The sequence below is a fragment of the Anoxybacillus sp. LAT27 genome (assembly GCF_022030075.1).
Taxonomy (GTDB): domain Bacteria; phylum Bacillota; class Bacilli; order Bacillales; family Anoxybacillaceae; genus Anoxybacillus; species Anoxybacillus kestanbolensis.
Map to the genome: position 1 here is coordinate 1 of NZ_JAIWYK010000434.1, position 20,970 is coordinate 20,970.

Annotated in this window: 20 protein-coding genes and 1 tRNA gene; 16 read left to right on the forward strand and 5 right to left on the reverse strand. The window is 42.4% G+C overall.

Annotation, left to right across the window (positions count from 1 at the left end; genetic code table 11):
• Positions 1-99: 99 nt before the first annotated feature.
• The 7 genes from LD028_RS13090 (at position 100) to LD028_RS13120 (ending at position 7,221) form a co-directional block, all read left to right on the forward strand.
• Positions 100-732 carry a hypothetical protein gene (locus LD028_RS13090; protein ID WP_237810669.1) on the forward strand — a complete coding sequence of 211 codons (633 nt, stop codon included), beginning with the start codon at positions 100-102 and terminating at the stop codon, positions 730-732.
• A 103-nt stretch (positions 733-835) separates the two neighbouring features.
• Positions 836-908: transfer RNA gene (locus LD028_RS13095), tRNA-Val, on the forward strand.
• 250 nt (positions 909-1,158) lie between these two features.
• Positions 1,159-2,031, forward strand: a complete 873-nt coding sequence (locus tag LD028_RS13100) for a DMT family transporter (protein WP_237810671.1) — start codon at positions 1,159-1,161, stop codon at positions 2,029-2,031.
• Positions 2,032-2,229: 198 nt separating this feature from the next.
• Positions 2,230-3,420, forward strand: a complete 1,191-nt coding sequence (locus LD028_RS13105; RefSeq protein WP_237810672.1) for a DUF5667 domain-containing protein — start codon at positions 2,230-2,232, stop codon at positions 3,418-3,420.
• Between the two features lie 281 nt (positions 3,421-3,701).
• Positions 3,702-4,682 carry a TAXI family TRAP transporter solute-binding subunit gene (locus LD028_RS13110; RefSeq protein WP_255706567.1) on the forward strand — a complete coding sequence of 327 codons (981 nt, stop codon included), beginning with the start codon at positions 3,702-3,704 and terminating at the stop codon, positions 4,680-4,682.
• A 72-nt stretch (positions 4,683-4,754) separates the two neighbouring features.
• Positions 4,755-5,264, forward strand: coding sequence for a DUF1850 domain-containing protein (locus LD028_RS13115; RefSeq protein ID WP_237810673.1), 510 nt, complete (start codon positions 4,755-4,757; stop codon positions 5,262-5,264).
• Positions 5,257-7,221 (forward strand): TRAP transporter permease, encoded by a 1,965-nt coding sequence (locus tag LD028_RS13120; protein WP_237810674.1) that lies wholly within the window; start codon positions 5,257-5,259, stop codon positions 7,219-7,221. Before LD028_RS13115 ends, LD028_RS13120 begins: the two co-directional genes overlap by 8 nt.
• A 147-nt stretch (positions 7,222-7,368) precedes the next feature.
• On the opposite strand, the gene LD028_RS13125 is transcribed toward LD028_RS13120, so the two are convergent.
• The 3 genes from LD028_RS13125 to LD028_RS13135 all read right to left on the reverse strand — a co-directional run bounded on the left by LD028_RS13125 (position 7,369) and on the right by LD028_RS13135 (position 8,986).
• On the reverse strand, positions 7,369-7,866 hold the full coding sequence (locus LD028_RS13125) for a hypothetical protein (RefSeq protein ID WP_237812074.1): 498 nt from the start codon (positions 7,864-7,866) through the stop codon (positions 7,369-7,371).
• 135 nt (positions 7,867-8,001) lie between these two features.
• Complete coding sequence (locus LD028_RS13130; RefSeq protein ID WP_237811205.1) at positions 8,002-8,304, reverse strand: AzlD domain-containing protein; 303 nt, start codon at positions 8,302-8,304, stop codon at positions 8,002-8,004.
• The gene (locus LD028_RS13135; RefSeq protein WP_237811204.1) at positions 8,294-8,986 is read right to left on the reverse strand and encodes an AzlC family ABC transporter permease; all 693 of its coding nucleotides are present in this window, start codon (positions 8,984-8,986) and stop codon (positions 8,294-8,296) included. Before LD028_RS13135 ends, LD028_RS13130 begins: the two co-directional genes overlap by 11 nt.
• A gap of 128 nt (positions 8,987-9,114) precedes the next feature.
• Between LD028_RS13135 and LD028_RS13140 the strand changes: the two genes are divergently transcribed.
• Both LD028_RS13140 and LD028_RS13145 read left to right on the forward strand, forming a co-directional pair.
• Entirely contained in the window at positions 9,115-9,288 is a 174-nt protein-coding gene (locus LD028_RS13140) for a hypothetical protein (protein WP_006321522.1), read from the forward strand.
• Positions 9,288-10,046, forward strand: a complete 759-nt coding sequence (locus LD028_RS13145; protein WP_237811203.1) for a serine/threonine protein kinase — start codon at positions 9,288-9,290, stop codon at positions 10,044-10,046. The genes LD028_RS13140 and LD028_RS13145 overlap by 1 nt, the downstream gene beginning before the upstream one ends.
• On the opposite strand, the gene LD028_RS13150 is transcribed toward LD028_RS13145, so the two are convergent.
• On the reverse strand, positions 10,017-11,084 hold the full coding sequence (locus tag LD028_RS13150; RefSeq protein ID WP_237811202.1) for an FUSC family protein: 1,068 nt from the start codon (positions 11,082-11,084) through the stop codon (positions 10,017-10,019). The genes LD028_RS13145 and LD028_RS13150 overlap by 30 nt on opposite strands.
• A gap of 10 nt (positions 11,085-11,094) precedes the next feature.
• Complete coding sequence (locus LD028_RS13155; protein ID WP_144330068.1) at positions 11,095-11,430, reverse strand: helix-turn-helix domain-containing protein; 336 nt, start codon at positions 11,428-11,430, stop codon at positions 11,095-11,097.
• 191 nt (positions 11,431-11,621) lie between these two features.
• On the opposite strand from LD028_RS13155, the gene LD028_RS13160 reads away from it, so the two are divergent.
• The 7 genes from LD028_RS13160 (at position 11,622) to LD028_RS13190 (ending at position 20,928) form a co-directional block, all read left to right on the forward strand.
• Complete coding sequence (locus tag LD028_RS13160) at positions 11,622-12,632, forward strand: asparaginase (protein WP_237811201.1); 1,011 nt, start codon at positions 11,622-11,624, stop codon at positions 12,630-12,632.
• Complete coding sequence (gene aspA / locus LD028_RS13165) at positions 12,633-14,042, forward strand: aspartate ammonia-lyase (protein ID WP_237811200.1); 1,410 nt, start codon at positions 12,633-12,635, stop codon at positions 14,040-14,042.
• 32 nt (positions 14,043-14,074) lie between these two features.
• Positions 14,075-15,490 (forward strand): NAD-dependent malic enzyme, encoded by a 1,416-nt coding sequence (locus LD028_RS13170; protein WP_237811199.1) that lies wholly within the window; start codon positions 14,075-14,077, stop codon positions 15,488-15,490.
• 131 nt (positions 15,491-15,621) lie between these two features.
• Positions 15,622-17,331, forward strand: coding sequence for a two-component system sensor histidine kinase NtrB (locus LD028_RS13175; protein WP_309240388.1), 1,710 nt, complete (start codon positions 15,622-15,624; stop codon positions 17,329-17,331).
• Positions 17,332-17,429: 98 nt separating this feature from the next.
• A complete protein-coding gene (locus tag LD028_RS13180) occupies positions 17,430-18,293 on the forward strand; it encodes an Rpn family recombination-promoting nuclease/putative transposase (protein ID WP_237811198.1) in 864 nt (287 codons plus the stop codon).
• A gap of 455 nt (positions 18,294-18,748) precedes the next feature.
• Positions 18,749-19,831, forward strand: a complete 1,083-nt coding sequence (locus tag LD028_RS13185; RefSeq protein ID WP_237811197.1) for an N-acetyltransferase DgcN family protein — start codon at positions 18,749-18,751, stop codon at positions 19,829-19,831.
• The gene (locus LD028_RS13190) at positions 19,828-20,928 is read left to right on the forward strand and encodes an alanine/ornithine racemase family PLP-dependent enzyme (RefSeq protein WP_237811196.1); all 1,101 of its coding nucleotides are present in this window, start codon (positions 19,828-19,830) and stop codon (positions 20,926-20,928) included. The genes LD028_RS13185 and LD028_RS13190 overlap by 4 nt, the downstream gene beginning before the upstream one ends.
• The last annotated feature ends 42 nt before the right edge of the window (positions 20,929-20,970 follow it).

Below are 20,970 nucleotides of genomic sequence, written 5' to 3' on the forward strand. Positions count from 1 at the left end.
GAAGGAGGATAACATCCGCTTGCACTTCTGGGGAGTTGCAAGCCCACGACTTTAGTCGTTGGGTAGTTGACACTAAATGAAAAAGTATGGAGGATGCGTATGTTTTTATCATTATTATTATCGGTTATGACAGCGCTTTTGTTCAATGGGGATACTTGCACAAAAAAATTAGAGGAAGCAAACGTACAACTATGTGGCAAAGAAGATGGAGATTGGGTGCGTCATTTTACGCTTCACGTCGGTCAACAGACGTATGCGTTTCCGGAATGGGAGCATGTCAATGATCCGAAGGCGATTCCGCAATTGCATTCGGTAGATGTCACAAAAGATGGAAAAGAAGATATTGTCGTTTTTCTCGTGAAAGCGCGCGGCAACGGCACGTATAAAAACGAAGTGCACGTATTTGCCCATCACGAAAACGGGATAGAAGAAATGATCGTCGAAGATCCGCGCACCGTTGTTTTGAAGAGCGTGAAGATGAGGGAAACAGACGAAGGAACAGAGCTGATTATCGATCATGTGCACGCGCTCATTCCGTATAACCGTCAAGGCGAGAAAGGCGTCAAAGTGACGTTCGATCGCTTTTTAAAATACGCGCTCGATAAACAAAAACTGAAGGCCGTATTACTTCTCGAACGAAAAAAAGGGGAATACATCGGCAGTTTAATCGTCACATACGAATATAAAGACGGTCTTTTCCAAGGCACGCATATCGACTTTATCCGTCATTAGCCATTGCCTAGGCAATGGCTAAAAAATTTTTCAAAAAAAATATTTGACAATGTGGGGGGACATCAGTATAATAAAAAATGTGTTCGATAGGACAACAACATACGATTCCGTAGCTCAGCTGGGAGAGCGCCACCTTGACAGGGTGGAGGTCGCTGGTTCGAGCCCAGTCGGAATCATCGGAAAACCCGAGTTCTGTAAAAGAGCTCGGGTTTTTTGTTTGTGGAATGGCGAGATGACTAAGGACATTTTAAAATTATTATTATGAAAAATAGAAAAATTTGATACAATGAAAAATAACCATCGTATAGGGGTGAAGAACATGTATATGTACTTGTTTGAGAACGATCAACCAGTTGCTTGCTTCTAAGACGGGGCAAGCGCACGTTCCGTCTTGTAGAAAAAAGAAAAAAGACGGAGGGAAGCTAGATGAGAAAAACGTTTTTCGGTTCGTTGTATTTGTCGCTTGCGGCGAGCATTTGGGGTGGCATGTATGTCGTAAGTAAATATGTGCTCGATTATGTTCCGCCATTTACGCTCGTATGGCTTCGCTATGCGGTTGCTTTTTTTGTATTATGGGCAATTTTACAGGTGCAACGTGTTCCGGTGCCAAAAGAAAAAGAAGATTGGAAGCATATCATATCGATTGGGATCGTCGGGTATGTCGTTTCTATTTCATTACAGTTTGTCGGGACGAAATGGTCGGATGCGCATACGGCTTCGCTCATTACGTCAGCCACGCCTGCCTTCATTGTCATTTTTGCTCGTTGGATGTTAAATGAAGCGCTAACGTTACGAAAACTAAGTGCGCTTTTGCTTGCGACGGCAGGGGTTGTTGTCGTTGTTGGATTTGGTAAAGGGGAGACGACCTCGTTTTTTGGAAACGTGCTACTCGTTGGAGCGGCAGTAACGTGGGCGCTTTTATCGGTGCTTGTCAAAATCGCATCGGATCGTCTGTCGGTATTAGTCATGACGACTTATGCGATTTTTGTCGCATGGATTGGTACAACACCGATGATGGTATGGGAATGGTGGCAAGTGGCGTCTGTAACTTTTTCGTTTCCTGTTGTGCTTGGGGTCATTTATCTCGGCGTTGTGTCAACCGCAGGGGCGTTTTTTCTTTGGAATAAAGGGATGGAAATGATGGATGCTAGTATCGGTTCGCTCTTTTTCTTTTTCCAGCCGCTTGTCGGTTCTTTGTTCGGTTGGCTGTTTTTACATGAGCAATTACATGTTTCATTTTGGATTGGTGGGGCGCTTATTATTGTCGGAGTTATTGTTGCTGTGTTTGAGAAAAAGTAAAGAAAGACAGCGTGAATGAGAGGAGTTTCCTCTCTTTTTGCGTATTATGAGGTGAGTGGCAAGATAGGTCCTGTGTACTAAATGGTTTTGGGGCAAATTTCTAATTTTTTTAGGAAAAAAGGGATTTGAAAAGCTGAGATATTTTTTCGATACTTAAAGTAAGAGACTTATCACATAAAATGATGCGAGGTGAGGAAAATGAAGCCGTTTTTTCGTGTTTTATTTGCAGTCGTATTTTCTCTCGCTTTTATCCAATTAAACAGTATTGATGTACAAGCTGAAGGAGAAGAAACACAAATAGAACAAGAAGTTGAACAATCATTCGAAGGGGAATCAGCACCTTCGGAAGAGAAGGGAGATTGGACAGAAGTACAGGTAGCAGATGTAATGGACGAATCGGAAAAGCCAACGATAGTCCCTGGTGAATTCCTTTACTTTTTCAAAACATTTGTTGAACGGATTCAGTTAGCACTTACATTTGATGAAGTGGAGAAAGCGAAACTATTAACAGATTTGGCGAAGGAAAGAATATTAGAAGCTAAAGTTTTGTTGGAAAATGGGAATGAACAACTTGCGAAAGAAACGTTAGAAAAAGCGTTTGAGCAGCAGGAGCTTGCGATCGAAGTAGGAAAATCAACAGAAGATCAAGCGGTTGAAAATGAAGAAATGGAAGAGAAAGTAGATGGAATGGATGAAAAAGTAACAAAAAATATTCTCGTTCTTCAACAACTCGTTGAAAAAATAAAAAACGAAAAAGCGAAAGAAGCGCTTACAGCAAATATTGCGAGAATGACAATGAAACTCGAAGAAAAACTTGCGAAGAAACAGCAAAAATACGAAGAGAAGAAAAATGAAATAGCTAAGCAATTGAAAGAAGGAAAAATTACACCAGATGAAGCAGAGATAAAGTTGAAAGAGTTAGAAGAAAAATATGAGAAAAAACAACGAGCGACACAAACAGCATTTGTCAAACAATCAGGAGAAATGATCGCTCGTGTTGAAAAGAAAGTTGGAACGGTTGAATCTTTGAGTACGGAAGTGGTCGATTCGGAGTCGAACAAACAAAATGAAGAAAATGTAGTCGAACAAGTAGCGCAAGAAAAGGGACGAAAACAGATTGAGAAAGAGATAAGAGAAAAAGCACAAGAACGTAAGGAAGAGATAAGAGAAAAGGCGCAAGAGCGTAAAGAAGAGATAAAAGAAAAGGTGAAAGAACGTAAGGAAGAGATAAAAGAAAAAGTAGAAGAACGAAAAAAGAAATGGAAAGAGCGTAAAGAAGAGATAAAGGAAAGAGAGCGAAAAAACATAGCGAAAAAAGAGCAACAGGAAGATGAAAGTGAACAGTATAACGAAACGAATGACGAAAACCACGAAGAAGATGATGAATAAACAAAATGGTTGAATAGTTACGAAAGTCAGCGTCTAGCTGGCTTTTTTTCTTTTTGGTGACATAAAAAATTTTACCACTTCTTCGTTGAACGTGATGTACAAAAACGGATCGGCTTATGAGATTTCTCTTAGGAATACAAGCGACGCTTGTTATAAAAAACGTAACTTTTGGTGAATGATTAATAAATTGGGAATTATCTCATAATTGTTTGACAATTTTCTAGGTGTATATGTTATTATAGTATTGTGTTTTTATAAAAAAAGAAAAAGGGGTGTTATCATTGAAGAAACTACGCAGTCGAGTTTTATTCGCCTTGTTGTTAGCGATTACAATGATTGTTGCAGCATGTGGTAACAATGACACAGGCGGTAGCGAGGGAGAAAAAGAGAAAGTTACAAGCATTAGCATTTTAACAGGGGGAACAGGTGGTACATACTACCCGCTCGGTGGAGCGATGGCGAGCATTATTCAAGATGAGACAGGTATTAATGCGAATGCTCAATCTTCAGGTGCTTCAGCAGAAAATATGAATACATTAAAACAAGGTGAAGCAGAAATTGCGTTTACACAAACGGATATTGCCTCTTACGCATTAAATGGAGAATTAATGTTTGAAGGAAATAAAGTAGAAAACGTGCAAGCTATCGGTACACTTTATCCAGAAACGGTTCAAATCGTCACAACAAAAGATAGTGGCATTGAATCGGTTGAAGACTTAAAAGGTAAAACTGTATCGATTGGTGCACCTGGCTCAGGTGTAAGTGCGAATGCACAACAAATTTTAGAAATTCACGGTATTTCGTTAGATGATATTAAAGTACAAAACTTGTCTTTCGATGAGTCTGTAGACGGTATTCAAGCTGGAAACATTGACGCTGCATTTGTGACAGCGGGTACGCCAACTGGGGCAGTAGAAGCATTAGCGGCTCAGAAAGAAGTAAAAATTGTTCCGATTGCTGCTGATAAAGTAAAAGAATTAATCGCAAAATATCCGTTCTATGCGGAAGATACGATTCCGGCTGGGACGTACGGCATCGATTCTGATGTGACAACGGTCGCGGTAAAAGCGATGCTTGTCGTCCGTAAAGATTTAGACGAAGAAACAGTATACAATATTACAAAAGCGATTTTTGAAAACACAGATAAAATTACACATGCGAAAGGAAAATTAATTAAAGCAGAGACAGCACTTGATGGAATTGGCGATATGCCATTGCACCCAGGAGCAGAAAAATACTTTACTGAAAAAGGTGTAAAATAACGATCAGATGGATGCATGATAGACCGACGTTGCTCGGTCTATCGTTTCGTTTGTTTAAAGGTGGGGTCTCACGTGCTTTCATGGAAACGTTTCTTTTTTTTGCCCCTTTTCACCGTGATCGCTTTCGTGTTCTTTTTTCCATATAAACTGGTCATTGCTTTTTACTTGGAAGATTCTGATAAACTCATCGCCTTTCTTCCAATACATGAATCGCCATCCTTTCAAATCGTTTATACGCATTCCATCCACTTAACTGACGTTGTTGAAACGTACAACATAACTAATGAAGAATTTGTGTTAACAGAATTAACGTATGAAAATTTCGGGATTGGGATGCCTGCAGACGCCGAAGGAGATGAAGTATTTGAAAAAAGAGATGGCAAATATGTGATTACGAACATGAACCGTCATTTTCCAGCGATCCATCTTCGTATCGGACAAGTGCGAGCGAACCATCGCCTCGTCTATGAAGGAAAGCAAATCATGCTCGGTGAAAAAATTGGACAAGGGGTATGGGTGCGCATTGTTCCGATTCGAATGAGCGTATGGCAACAAATGAAAGGAGTGAACATCGATGGATAAAGAGAAGTTTGAAACGTTGTCGGCGGAAGAGCAACAACAAATATTAGAAAAATACGATCCTGAATCGAACACACGTAAATTGACGGGTGTTTTTCAAAAGGTTACGTTTGTCGGATTGCTCGCTTTCTCGTTATTCCAATTGTACACGGCGATTTTTGGTGTGTTTACAGCCCAAATTCAACGTTCCATTCATTTAGGTTTTGCTTTAGCTTTAATCTTTCTTTTGTTTCCTGCTCGCCGCGGAAAAAGGGAGCGTGGAAAACTGCAAATTGCTTGGTATGACATTGTGCTGGCGTTGTTAAGTATCTACGTCGGCGCATATTGGCCGATGCATATCGATGAGATCGTTATGCGTGCCGGTTTGTTGACGGACTGGGATTTCTATGTGGGAGTAATGGCAATCGTACTCGTATTAGAAGCGACGCGACGGGCTGTTGGATTGCCAATTATGATTATCGCCATTTTATTTTTGTCGTACGGCTATTTTGGCGAAATGATGCCAAACTTTTTGCGTCATAGTGGTTTAAGTTTGCAGCGTTTAGTTCAAACGATGTTTTTTACGACAGAAGGTATTTTAGGTACACCATTAGGGGTATCATCGACGTTTATCTTCTTGTTTTTACTGTTTGGTTCGTTTCTCGTCAAAACAGGTGTCGGGCAATATTTTAATGATTTAGCCGTCGCCATTGCAGGTCGAAGCACAGGCGGTCCGGCGAAAGTAGCGATTTTTTCAAGTGCTCTCCAAGGAACGATTAGCGGAAGTTCAGTGGCGAACGTCGTCACCTCTGGATCATTTACGATTCCGATGATGAAAAAACTTGGATACAAAAAAGAGTTTGCTGGAGCGGTAGAAGCGGCGGCGTCCACGGGTGGACAATTGATGCCACCTATTATGGGAGCAGCAGCGTTTCTTATGGTTGAATTTATCGGTGGGGGATTGACGTATTGGGATATTGCGAAAGCAGCGACGATTCCTGCGCTTTTGTACTTTGCGGGCATTTGGATTATGACACATTTTGAAGCGAAACGGATCGGATTAAGTGGATTGTCTAAAGAAGAAATGCCTGACCGAAAAGAAGTGCTTAAGAAAATTTATTTATTAGTGCCTATCGTTTCAGTCATTGCGTTATTGATGGCAGGTGTAACTGTCACACATGCTGCGTTATACTCAATTGTCATTGCTATTGTAGTCGGGTTTTTGAATCGGGCGTCAAAAATGAAGCCTGTAGATCTCATTTATGCGCTTGTAGACGGGGCGCGCACAGCTTTAGGTGTAGCAGCAGCGACAGCTTCAGCGGGAATTATTGTTGGGATCGTCACAAAAACAGGTTTAGGGTTAAAGCTAGCGAACGGCTTGCTTGATATTGCGGGAGGACAATTGTTGCCGACGTTATTTTTAACGATGATTGCGGCCATTGTGTTAGGAATGGGTTCACCGACGACTGCCAACTATGTCATTACGTCAACTATTGCGGCACCGGCAATTATTTTACTCGGTGTTCCTGATTTATCAGCACATCTATTCGTCTTCTACTTCGGTATTATTGCGGACATTACTCCTCCAGTTGCGCTTGCAGCGTTTGCGGCAGCGGGAGTATCGGGGGGAGAGCCGATTCGAACGGGGATTCAGTCTGCTAAATTGGCGATTGCAGCCTTTATCATTCCGTATATGTTCGTTTTATCTCCACAATTGTTGATGATTAATACAACAACAACAGAGTTGCTTTGGGTCATTTTTACGGCCGTGACAGGGATGATTGCGATTGGAGCAGGAATGATTGGATATTGGCTCCGTAGTTTACATTGGGTGGAACGAATTCTCTCTGTTACAGCTGGGGTTATGCTCATTAATCCGACATTTTGGTCAGATGTCATCGGGCTCGGTAGTTTTGCGATTTTACTTGTTTTACAATTCATTTGGAAACGCGATGCCCATCAACATACGAAAGGAAAATAAAAGGAATCCTTTGCGACAAGCAAAGGATTCTTTTTTGGATCGACGGGAGTGGTGTTGCTTTAGGTGCCATCAGTATCATGCGTTCTATCTTTTCTTTTGGTAGCAACATGCTAGAAAGATCCCACGCCAATTGAGGGCTTTCCCAAACTAAAATCCGCGGTGTGGGAGATGGTCTACACCAAGCTCAGCGAGTTTTTCTTTTGCTTCCTCGATCAATTCTTGCGCTTTTGCTTTTGTATTTTCATCTAAGTTAGTGAGTAATTCGTTGAGTTTGTCCCCTTTTTTAGGGAAGGAAATGCCGAGTGCTTCAAGCTGTTGTCTTGCTTGTTCACGAGTAATCTCTCCAGCTTTTTGTTTTTCGAAAATGGCTTGCGCTTTTGCTTTTGTATTTTCATCTAAGTTAGCGAGCAGTCGGCTGAATTTATCGCCTTTTTCAGGGAACGTGACCCCTAAGCTTGCTAAGTTTGTTTTCAATTCTTCCATAATCCCCTGTACTTTTTGTTTTGTCGCTTCGTCTAACATATGTTTCTCGTAAACTGGGGTTGATGAAGATGTTGTTGCAGCGAACGCGTGAACACCTCCACCGATGATTCCAATTGATAAGACGCCAGTCATCGCATAGCCGAATAATTTTGTTTTTTTCATCGTTTCATCCTCCTTGTGTGATGTAAGTACATTTTTACTTTATCCAAGTATGGTGAAAAAAAGGTGAAAAAATACGACTGTAGAAAAAAAATGAGGGGAGTTGAGGATGAAAAGAAAAGGTAGGGGGAGGCTCCCCTACACGATCGTATACAACGTTAACGCAAGAACAGAAATAAAGACGACACCCATGACGTTTGCGCCGAGCCAAGAGGCGAGAACAGCGCTTGTAAAACCAAAGATACCGAACCACGGATCGTCTTGAATAAGAAATATACCCGGAATGATTAAAGCGCCAAGCGTAGCGTACGGGACGTTGCGCAATACACCGCGCCAAAACGGTGGCAAGTTGATGCGATGAAAAACGGTTAACGGAAGCATGCGCGGAATGTATGTGACGATGCCCATGCCGAGAATAATGAAAAAAATGTCACTGTACATATGTTGTCTGCTCCTTTCTTCTTTCTCCAATCCATTGAATGAATATCGCTGACACAATCGTTGCGATGACGATTGCCCATCCTTTTGGAACATGAAGCCATAATAAAAGCATGCAGTTGATGGCGCCTGCGCAAACCGCAAGCCAAAGCGCTTTACGCTCTGTTTTAATAGCAGGAATTAACAGCCCGACAAACATCGCATACAAGGCGACAGATAAGCTCACTTGCACACTTTCAGGTAAATAAGCGCCGACGATATGCCCGATCGCAGAGTTGATTACCCAACTGCTGTAGGAAATGAAAATGAGCCCGAACATATACGAAGCAGAGACTGTTCCTTCTTTCATCGCAGCGACAGAAAACGTTTCATCCGTAATGCCGAACGCATATAGCGCTTTTTTCCAAAGCGGATCGTGTTCTGCCTTTTCATTGAGTGATGCGGACATTAAAAAATGCCGAATGTTTAAAATAAACGTCGTTAAAATGATTTCAAATGAACCGGTGCCAAGAGATAGTAAATTGAGCGAAATGTATTGGGCTGCCCCTGCAAATACAATCATGCTCATAAGCGTCGTTTCTACGATGGAAAGCCCTGTGGACTTTGCTAACAAACCGAACGTGAGCGCTACAGGCGCATATCCGATCGCGATGGCGACTCCTGATTTCATACCGTGCCGAAACATATGTATTCCCCCTTCTTTTGTATTTTCATAAAATTTTTTCTATTTCGCAAGGGATATGTAGTAAACGGTGAAACTTTTTTTCTTGCTTCTCGTATAGTAAGCTATCTGATTTAAAGGAGATGATAACAATGTTAAAAAAATTGCTTGAACTGCTTTTACACAAAAACATGCATAAACACCGTTACAGCAGTAGTGATCGTTATACGTACCGTCCGCATCGCCATCCATCGCAATACGGTTATAAGCATTATAAAAGAAAACATCATAGCCACAGCATCTTCTCAAGCTTTTTTAGTAGCTAATGATTCATTTGTTTCAAAAGCCGTATCGGGAAGGCGCAGTCGTGAATGGACGGTATGTTATTGAAAGACAAATTGGCGAAGGAAGTTACGGGGTAGCATACGTGGCACGTGATGAACAAACGAATGAGCTCGTCGTTTTAAAACAAATGAAGCGGACGAAAACAAAGAAACGGCGGGCATCGTTTGAACGAGAAGCGCATATCTTAAAAAAGCTCAATCATCCACAAATTCCGAAGTTATATAATTCGTTTGACGTGCGCGGCATTCCGCACTTAGTGATGGAGTACATCGATGGAGATACGATCGAGACGCTTATTTTTCAAAAAAATAAAACGTACGACGAAAAAGAAGCGTTTTCGTTATTGGCGGATGTGTTACGTGTCGTGCAATACATTCACGCGCACGGCATTGTGCATCGTGATTTGCGCATTCCGAACATCGTTTTTCGTAATGGGGTTGTGTATGTCCTTGATTTCGGGCTTGCGCGCTTTTTACACGAAAAAAACGAACGGTTGTTTACACTTGAACAGCGGCTAAGGCGAAGCATTCATGTAAAGAGTGACATATACGCTCTTGGCCATTTTTTATTGTTTTTGTTGTACTCTTCCTATGAGCCGACAGCGGACGAAGAAAAAAGCTGGGAAGACGAACTGTTGCTATCGGAGAAAGCACGCCACGTGTTGCGACGCATGTTGCAGCTAGATAGACCATATGCGTCTGTTGATTCATTAATGAGAGATGTGTCGGCGATCATTTAGTGTTGAATGAGACAGCTTCATGCGATTCTGGATATGTCTCAATTGTTCGATGGAATCATGAAGCGACAACAACTCAAAAAAAACAACAGCTTTTGGAGAAAAATGAGTATGCTTGTTCTCTGTTTTTTTCGTTTCCCAAAAACGTTGTTCTAGTTGATCGAATAGCTGTGTATGATGTTCTGGAAATACCGTACATTTCGATTTTAAGATGGTGGCGATGGAAGTAGCTAATTCGCGCAACAGTTCTTTTTCTTCGTTGTCCCAAGAAAAGTGAGCGTGAGACATACCGATGAAGTTCCCGACATGAAAATGCATATGTTGCAACATGTTCAGCATTTTACGCTCGTAATAAAACTGGCGTGCTTCCGCCATTGAGTGACGATGGTATTTCCAATCTTGTTGTTGAAAGTGTGCAAATTGCATCGTTTGATGTAAATCGTTTGCTAGTTGTTCAAAGCGCTTTTCGCTTTTTATTTGACCCTCTTTCTCGATCATTTCTTGGATCGACAGTTGGAGGACGTCTCCGAATTCTTGAAGCAACACTTCTAATCGTTTTGAAATAAAAGGAATGTAGTTTGGTGGCAAAATAAAAAAGTTGACAAGCGTAGAAACAAAAATGCCGATGGACGTTGTCACAATTCGCATGACGAATGCGTGAAAATAATGATGGTCGGTCAATGGAATCATGGCAACGGCTGTAATCGTTGCGACAAGCGTTCCTGCATGTAGGCGAAGCTTTTGACATGTCACAATAGTAAACATGGCAGATAGTGCATAAGCAATTGCTGAGTGACCAAACATATATGTAAGAGTCATCGCATAAGCCGAACCGATCGTAGAAGCAGGAAAGCGAATCATCCCCTTTTTTATTGAATCATGAGCGGTCGGTTCAATTGTGACGATTGCTGTCATAACAGAAAAAATCGTTGGGAGATGAAGTAAGTCGCAAATGATGACTGTCACAAATACAGCGATCCCTGTTTTCAGCACTCTTCCCCCGATGAGCGGTCCTTTCATGAAACGCTTAAACATAATCATCACCAACATTTCATTTTTCTTTTTGTGTGGATAGATCTCTTTTTACGCGAATAAAAGCGATAAGTTGCATCATTTCATCTTCCGTCACTCGTTTTCCGTCTACCGTTATGTAAGCGGTTGGATGCGTCAGTTCCACTGTCGGTTGTTCTTCATTTGTTACTCCGAGTAAATAGTCGGTCGTCGTTTCAAATAATAGCGCAAGTTCTTTCACTGCTTCTAACGACGGTTGGCGATACCCTGATTCATAGCCAGCATATGTACTTTTAGCAATATTTAGCCGGTCGGCAATATATTGCAACGACCATTGCCTCTTTTTTCGCAATTCCGATAATCGTTTAGAAATCATCGCATGTCTCTCCCTTATCGTTCTTCTCGCTTCGTTCGCGAAACGAATAAAAATGCTTGTTATTTTTTGTTTTTCTGAATATAATTGAAATGAAGGTACGCGAATCGCGAACGATTTTATTTATAGTTTACACTACATGACACAAAGAATACAATAGATGACTTAAAATCGCCATATTTGAGGTGACGATGATGAAAAAAATTTTGTTGCTTGCGACAGGCGGCACAATTGCTTCGGTGCCAAGTGAAGAGGGATTGACGCCGAAGCTGTCGGCAGAGGAATTAACAAGCTACATTACGATCGAAAATCAGCCGTATCGGTTACATAGTCAAATTTTAATGAACATCGATAGCACGAATATGCAGCCAGAACATTGGCGAGACATTGCGGAGGCGATTTATACACATTACGACCAATACGATGGGTTCGTCGTCACACATGGGACAGATACGATGGCGTATACGGCGGCCGCGTTGTCATATATGCTTCAAAACAGCCAAAAACCGATTGTGTTAACTGGCTCACAAGTGCCGATCGGTTTTCCGAAGACGGATGCGAAAAAAAATATACGCGATGCGCTCCGTTTTGCGTGTGAAGACGTCGGAGGGGTGTTTGTCGTCTTCGATGGGCGCGTCATTTTAGGAACGAGAGCAGTCAAAATGCGGACGAAAAGTTATGACGCATTTGAAAGCATTAACCATCCGTACGTCGCCTATATTCACGGGGAAACGATTCATTATCAATACGAGCTACAAAAGCCAAATGGGCACGTGCAGTTTGATTCGTCGCTTTGCCCAGACGTGTTTTTATTGAAGCTTCATCCAGGGACAAAACCAGAAATATTCGATTACATTCGCCACTTATACCGCGGTGTGATTATCGAAAGTTTCGGAAGCGGGGGCGTGCCGTTTCAAGGGCGCAACTTGCTGCCGAAAATCAAAGAATTGATCGACGATGGAAAAGCGGTCGTCATTACGACGCAATGTTTAGAAGAAGGGGAAGATTTAACATTATATGAAGTTGGGCGGAAAGTGGCGCAAAACACAGTTATTTTATCGGGGGATATGAATACGGAAGCGATCGTACCGAAACTGATGTGGGCGTTAGGAAAAACGACCAATTTGATGGAAATTAAAAACATGATGGAAACGCCAATCGCAAACGACATAACAGAAAAACATGAAGAAAGTTGGGATGCATAGATGTTGCAAACGAAAGCAGTACGACTGGAACGAGATTTGCTTGGCGAAAAAGAAATTCCATACGATGCGTATTACGGCATTCAAACGATGCGCGCCGCAGAAAACTTCCCGATTACCGGGTATCGTCTCCATCGCGAACTCATTCAAGCGATGGCGATCGTGAAAAAAGCGGCGGCGCTCGCGAACATGGAAACGGGGCAACTTGATCGTCGCATTGGTGAAGCGATCGTAAAAGCGGCAGATGAAGTGATCGCAGGACAATGGCACGATCAATTTATCGTCGATCCGATTCAAGGTGGCGCAGGAACGTCGATTAATATGAACACGAACGAAGTGATCGCGAATCGCGCACTCGAATGGTTAGGAGAGCGAAAAGGAAGTTACCATATCATTAGTCCAAATACCCACGTCAACATGTCGCAATCGACAAACGACGTTTTCCCGACGGCCATTCATATTGCAGTGTTAAAGATGATGAACCAATTGCTTCAGACGATGGAACATATGCACGATGTGTTTGCCGATAAAGCGAAACAGTTTGATCATGTCATTAAAATGGGGCGGACGCATTTACAAGATGCTGTTCCGATTCGGCTCGGACAAGAATTTGAAGCGTATCGTCGCGTCGTAAAGCGCGATATGGAGCGCATTGCCCATTCGCGCCAACATTTGTACGAAGTCAATATTGGTGCAACGGCGGTCGGAACGGGATTAAATGCCGATCCCGCCTATATTGAGCGCGTCATTTTTCATCTCGTTCGTTTGACCGACTTGCCGCTTGTGCGGGCGGAACATCTTGTTGATGCGACGCAAAATACAGACGCCTATACGGAAGTGTCAGCCGCTTTAAAAATATGTATGATTAATATGTCAAAAATCGCAAACGATCTTCGTCTCATGGCGTCTGGTCCGCGGGCAGGGCTTGGAGAAATTACGTTGCCTGCTCGTCAGCCGGGATCGTCGATTATGCCGGGGAAAGTGAATCCGGTTATGGCGGAAGTCGTCAACCAAGTGGCGTTTCAAGTGATCGGTAATGACCAAACGATTTGTTTAGCGTCAGAAGCAGGACAGCTCGAGCTAAACGTCATGGAGCCGGTGCTTGTGTTTAACTTACTTCAGTCGCTCCATATGATGGACAACGTCTTTCGTGTGTTTACAGACTATTGTTTAGCTGGCATTGAAGCGAACGAAGAGCGAATGAAGCAACACGTCGAAAATAGCATCGGCGTCATTACAGCTGTCAATCCGTACATCGGTTACGAAGCGGCATCGCGCATCGCAAAAGAAGCGCTTCACACGGGAAAATCGGTGCGCGAGCTATGCTTGGAGTACGATTTGTTGAATGAAAAGCAATTACATGATATTTTAGACCCGTATGCCATGACAAGTCCGGGCATTACAGGGAAATAACATGAAGCGATAGAGAAAAGGAAGGGTACAACATGTCAAGCGGAGCAAACATGCACATTACGATTCGATTACAATTTGCGAAAAACGTCGTCTCTTTTAGCGACATTGCCACCGCAATTGGACAAGCTGGTGGAGATATTGTCGGCATTGACGTCATTTCCTCAAGCAAAACGCATACAGTGCGCGATATTACGGTGAGCGTTCTTGATTCGAAGCACGCGGACGTTGTCGTCGATACGTTGCGAAAAACAGCGGGCGTGAAAGTTATTCACGTTTCTGACCGCACGTTTTTAATGCATATCGGCGGAAAAATTGAAGTGAAATCGAAAATTCCGATTAAAACGCGTGACGATTTGGCGCGCGTATATACGCCGGGAGTGGCGCGCATATGTACGGCGATTGCCGAAGATCCAACAAAAGCGTATTCGTTAACGATTAAACGAAATACGGTGGCGGTCATTTCAGACGGAACGGCAGTATTAGGACTTGGTGACATTGGACCGTATGCGGCGATGCCGGTCATGGAAGGAAAAGCGATGTTGTTTAAACAACTCGCGGGCGTCGATGCGTTTCCGATTTGTTTAGATACGAAAGATACAGATGAAATTGTGCAAATCGTCAAAGCGATCGCCCCGGCGTTTGGCGGCATTAATTTAGAAGATATCGCCGCCCCACGTTGTTTTGAAATTGAAGAGCGGTTGAAACAAGAGCTCGATATTCCTGTTTTTCATGATGACCAGCACGGTACAGCTGTTGTCTTGCTTGCCGGTTTATTAAATGCGTTAAAAATTGTAGATAAAAAGATTGAAGATATTAAAGTTGTTTTAACAGGCATCGGCGCGGCAGGCATCGCCTGCACAAAAATATTGTTAGCAGCGGGTGTGAAAAACATTATCGGTGTTGATCGCCAAGGGGCGATTCATCGTGGCGTACAATACGACAATCCGTATTGGAACGAATATGCGCAACTCACAAATCCAGAAAATATAAGCGGTTCACTTTCAGATGTGATCGCTGGAGCGGACGTCTTTATCGGCGTATCGGCACCAGGTATTTTAACGGTAGAAGATGTGAAAAAAATGGCGAAAGACCCGATCGTGTTTGCGATGGCAAACCCTGTTCCAGAAATTGATCCAGAGCTTGCCGAACCGTATGTGCGCGTCATGGCGACAGGACGTTCCGACTATCCGAACCAAATCAACAACGTCCTTTGCTTTCCTGGCATTTTCCGCGGGGCGTTAGACTGCCGCGCTATCGAAATTAACGAAGAAATGAAGCTCGCCGCAGCCGAAGCGATCGCTTCTGTCGTCACCGAAGAAGAATTAAGCGAAACGTACATTATCCCAAGCGTCTTTAACAACAAAGTGGCTGAACGCGTTCGCGAAGCCGTCATGAAAGCCGCATACAAAACAGGCGTCGCCCGAAAAGACGATATGATGTTTCGATAAAAACATGGCGTGATTGCGCCATGTTTTTTTTGTTGCAAGTTTAAGGCATAAGCTCCCGTTGCTTCTTCGTTGTGTTTGAAATAGAATGATAGAGTGAAACTTTAGAACGGATGTGAAAAGAGGTTTTATCATTGGGTGCAACATGGAGGAATCGGCTCGTATCATTATATACCTCGGGCGTTTGTTTAAGTGGATTGATCATTTTTTTCTATTCTTTTTCCTTCGATCAAGGACGATTCTTTTTTACGATGTTGTTAACGATTGGAGTTATTCTTCTTAATTATTATGACATTAAACTTCCACCAAACGGAAACGGAACATCATTTGATTCCTCGCTACATTTAGCAGTGCTCGTTGTATTTGGAATGAAATATGTTTTATTCAGTTTATTATTGAGTACGATATTTATTTTTATTTTTCAATATAAAAAAATGGTTTGGTGGAAGCATATATTTAATTTCTCAATGTATGTCCTTATGATTTCTAGTGCTTATTGTGCGTTCCTTTTTTTCGGCGGGAAGATTGGGGCGTTCAATTTTGCATATGCCTTGGCGTATATTGCTTCTTTTGGCGCGTATTACACAGTCAATGCGTTTGTTATGACTTTTTATTTCTTCCTTAACTCATCGCAACGAATGCATGTGATCGTAACGAATATTGTTAAAGAAACGTTTTTTGAGTATATGATCATACTAGGTGGAGCCGTCATTTTGACGCTCTCTCTCCCTTTCTATCCGATGTTCGCATTAACGATGTTTACTTCCATCCTTGTTGTTTTGTCGATCATTTTTAGAAAGTATTCATATTTGTATGAAGAAGTATTGAAAGATAAAGTATTTATTGAACAATTGCTGAATGCTTTACCGAGCGGAATTATTATGAATGATAAGTTGAAAGGGAGTTATTTTATTAACGAATCCGCAACAACGTTACTTTCTTTAGAAAAAAAAGATATAGAGCACATGCTGAATGAAAGGCAGAAGCCGAAAGAAAATAAAGCGTTCTGGGAGCTTCTTTTAGCGAATGCTCCTGTGACAAACAAGAAGATCGTTTATAAAACATTAGAGACGAAGACTTTTTTGATTTCTAAAGTAGAGTTAAAAAATAGGTATGATGAACGTATTGGGGAAATTACTTATTTTCTCGACATCACCGAAATTGAAGAACTAACAAAACGTATGCATCAGTCAGAAAAGCTTGCGTTAATGGGGGAAATGGCAGCGAAAGCGGCGCATGAAATTCGCAATCCGCTTGCGGTCATTCATGGCTTTTTAGCGTTTATGAACGAAAATTTACATGAACGCGATCGCGAACAATATCATATTCCGCTTTTATTACAAGAAATTGATCGCATCAACGCGATTGTGGAAGATATGCTTCTTATCGCAAAACCGAGCGCTCCGGTGATGAAAGAGGCGTATATCGAAACAATCGTTCAAGATGTTCTTTCTCTTTTTCAACAAACGTTAGAGGCGAAAAATATACGCGTGCACGTGCGCCTTGATCACGTGCCGTTACAGCTTGATTCGAAACAAATGATGCAAGTGTTATACAATTTGCTTCACAACAGCATCGAAGCGATGGGAGAAGGCGGAACGATTTGCATATATTCCGATGTCGATGAAACGTACAACATGTACATGTACGACTCTGGAAGCGGCATTCCGACACATATGCAGGAGATGATTTTTGAACCATTTATCACAACGAAGTCATCAGGGACCGGATTAGGATTAACGATCGTCAAACGAATTATTGAAAACCATGGCGGAACGATTGCGCTTCACGACAGTTCAGAGAAAGGAACGACGTTTGTCATCCGCTTGCCGATTAGGCGATAAAAAGCCAGCTCGCTAGGAGTTGGCTTTTTATTATGACATGCAGGAAAAGAGATGATATTGTCGAATAAAAACGTCAAAAAAGTATGCGAGGTGAATGTATGTCCATTGACCACGATCGTCTGTTTAAAGAGTTAATTCAAACGTTTTTTGAGGAGTTTATCATTCTCTTTTTTCCAACGATGCATGAGCATATTGACTTTCAACATGTATCGTTTTTGTCGGAGGAGCTGTTTACCGATGTAACGGCAGGGGAGAAGTATCGCGTTGATTTGTTGGTCGAAACGAAATTGAAAGGGGAGGATAGCCTAATTATTGTCCATATCGAAAACCAAAGCTACGTCCAACCATCGTTTCCCGAACGAATGTTTATTTACTTTAGCCGTTTGTTTGAAAAATACCGCAAACACATTGTACCGATTGCCGTCTTTAGCTACGATCCGATTCGTGATGAACCATCCGCATTTACGCTCCAATTTCCTTTTGGCAAAGTCCTCGACTTTCATTTTTTCACTGTGGAACTTCGTAAACAAAACTGGCGCAACTACATTCGCCAAGACAACCCGATCGCCGCTGCACTGCTGAGTAAAATGGGTTATACTGAAAGTGAACGGGTAGAATTGAAAAAGCAATTTTTACGCATGCTTGTTCGGATGGAATTAGACGAAGCGAAACAACGGTTGCTGTTTGGCTTTTTTGAAACGTATGTGAAACTATCAGACGAAGAAGAACGAAGACTGCGAAGCGAGGTGAATGAAATGGAGACGAAGGAAAAAGAACAAGTGTTGGAACTCATTATTTCGTATGAACAAAAGGCGTTGGAAAAAGGAAGAGAAGAAGGAATGAAACAAGGGATGAAGCATATTGTACAAACGATGGCCAAAAAAGGGATGAGTGCAAAAGACATTGCGAACGTCACGGATCTCTCTGAAGAAGAAGTACGGGAGTTGTTAGAAAAGGAATAAATAATTTGTGCATAATTTCACAACCGTCGTCGACCTCCAATCTTGCAAAAACCCCGGGGGATCGACGACAATTTGTTTTTTGCAAATTTTTTAGACGTATCAACGCATCAAGACGATTGACAGAATTTTCGGATGTATAATAATGTTGTATAGCTTTTCCATGTGTTGATTTATCAACACTTTTTGGGATTTGTATCGTACCTATGAGGAATTGAAACTACTCGCAACTGTCGCACTCATCGAGCAATCGTATATTTGTATCGTACCTATGAGGAATTGAAACGCCAGCTTTTATGTGCTGGCTTTTTTCGTATAGGTTTGACAGGTACCGTTTTACTTTTTCTTCAAAATTCGTTATAATATGAGGTAGAAGACATCTTTCTTTCCGATTATGGTAAAGTAAGATGTTTTTTTCATGGAGATATTGATTTCACAACGAAATGGAGGGATTTCTTGTGAAGAAATACGCCATTGTGTATTGTGAACATCAATTCGGTTCCATGGATGGAAAAACAGCGAATGGGCTTGTGCGCGATTCGGGATTGTATGAAATCGTGGCAGTTATTGATTCAACAAAAGCTGGTCAAGATGCTGGGGAAGTGCTTGATCAAAAGAAAAATGGCATTCCAATTTGTAAAAACCTTCAAGATGCAATGGCCTCCGCAAAAGAAAAACCGAACTACTTCATCTTAGGAATTGCTCCAGCGAACGCTTTTCTTCAAAAAGAGGAACGTCAAGTGATCATCGAAGCAATGGAAGCAGGCATGCATATTATTAATCCACTTCAAGAGTTTTTGACAGAAGATGAAGAAATGATGGCGCTAGCGAAGCGCTACGGAGTCACGATTCGTGACATTCGCAAACCGCGTCCGAAAAAAGAATGGACGTTGTTTACAGGACGTATTTTGCAAGTGAAAACGCCCATTGTGGCGGTGCTTGGGACAGACGGCTCGTGCGGAAAGCGGACGACAGCGATGATCGTCGCAAAAGAAATGCAAAAGCGCGGCTACAAAGTGGCATTCGTTGCGACAGGGCAAACAGGCTTAATTCAAGGCGCTTCGTACGGATTTGCGATGGATGCGTTTCCGCTTCAATATATGATCGGCGAACTTGAACGAGAAGTTGTGCGCGCATATGAAACAGAACGACCGGACATTATTATCGTAGAAGGACAAGGGGCGCTTAGCCATCCAGCGTACGTCAGCTCTGCTGGCATTTTAAAAGGGGCGCGGCCACAAGCCGTTATTTTACAACACCCACCGAAGCGAAAAGTGCTTGGTGATTTCCCGTTTGTTGAAATGCCAACAGTTGAAAGTGAAATTGCGTTAATTGAACATTTTGGAAAAACAAAAGTTGTTGCGATTACGTTAAACCATGAAGGCATGACGGATGGCGAATTAAAACGAACAATTGATGAGTACGAACGAAAATTCCGTATGCCTGTGACCGATGTATTAAAATACGGAGCCGACAAGGTCGTTGATCGTCTCATTGACTATTTCCCATCTCTGCAAAAACATGAGGTGGCCGTATCATGACGCCGAGAGTCGAAATTGACTTGCGGAAAATTCGTCATAATGCTAAAACGTTGAAAAAATGGTGCGAAGAAAAAGGAATTCAAATGACCGCTGTCGTGAAAGGGGTAAACGGAGATGTGGAAATTGCCCGCACCCTTGTCGATAGTGGCGTGACAAGCTTAGCAGACACAAAAATTGAGCGCATCGCAAAATTAAAATTAGCGCACATTCCAGCCACATATATGCTTATTCGCACGCCTGCGTTAAGCGAAGTAAGCGAAGTCGTTCGACATGTCGATGTGAGCGCACAATCGGAAATCGACGTCGTGCGTGCCATCTCTGCAGAAGCGGTGAAGCAAAACAAGACGCATGCGATTATCGTCATGGTTGAAATGGGCGACTTGCGCGAGGGGATTATGCCTGAAGATGTGCCGGCGTTTATTGAACAAGTACGTCAGTTGCCGAACATTCAACTTGCTGGGATTGGGGCGAATTTTGCTTGCTTTGGCGGCATTATTCCGACAGAGCAAAAAATGCGTGAGCTTTCGTCACTTGCGAAACATATTCAAAAAGAGTATGCGTTATTTTTACCGTACGTATCCGGTGGCAATTCCGCGAACTATTATTGGTTAAAACAAACGAAAGACGTCGGTTGCATTAACCATTTACGATTAGGTGAAGCCATTTTTTTAGGGCGTGAAACGATTCGTGGCGCAGCCATCCCCGGCCTATATCAAGATGCGTTTTGTTTAGTGGCAGAAGTCATTGAAGTGAAAATGAAACCGTCTGTTCCGTACGGTGTACAAAGCCGCAATGCATTTGGTGAAACACCGACGTTTCCAGAGCGCGGCATGATGAAACGCGCCATCGTTGGCATCGGCCGCCAAGATGTAAACGTCAACGGATTAACGCCGCTTGCGCCCGTTGATATCATCGGCTCAAGCAGCGATCATATGATTATTGATGCCACACGTACCGACATTCAAGTCGGCGACCATATTCGCTTTGCGGTCGATTACAGTGCGATGATTTCGCTTATGACGTCTCCATATGTTCAAAAAACGTATGTACAAACAGATGAAAAAAACGGTCGTCTCCCGACAAAAACATCGGCGTAAAAAGCTAGCGTGTTCGGCGCTGGCTTTTTATATTTTCAACAT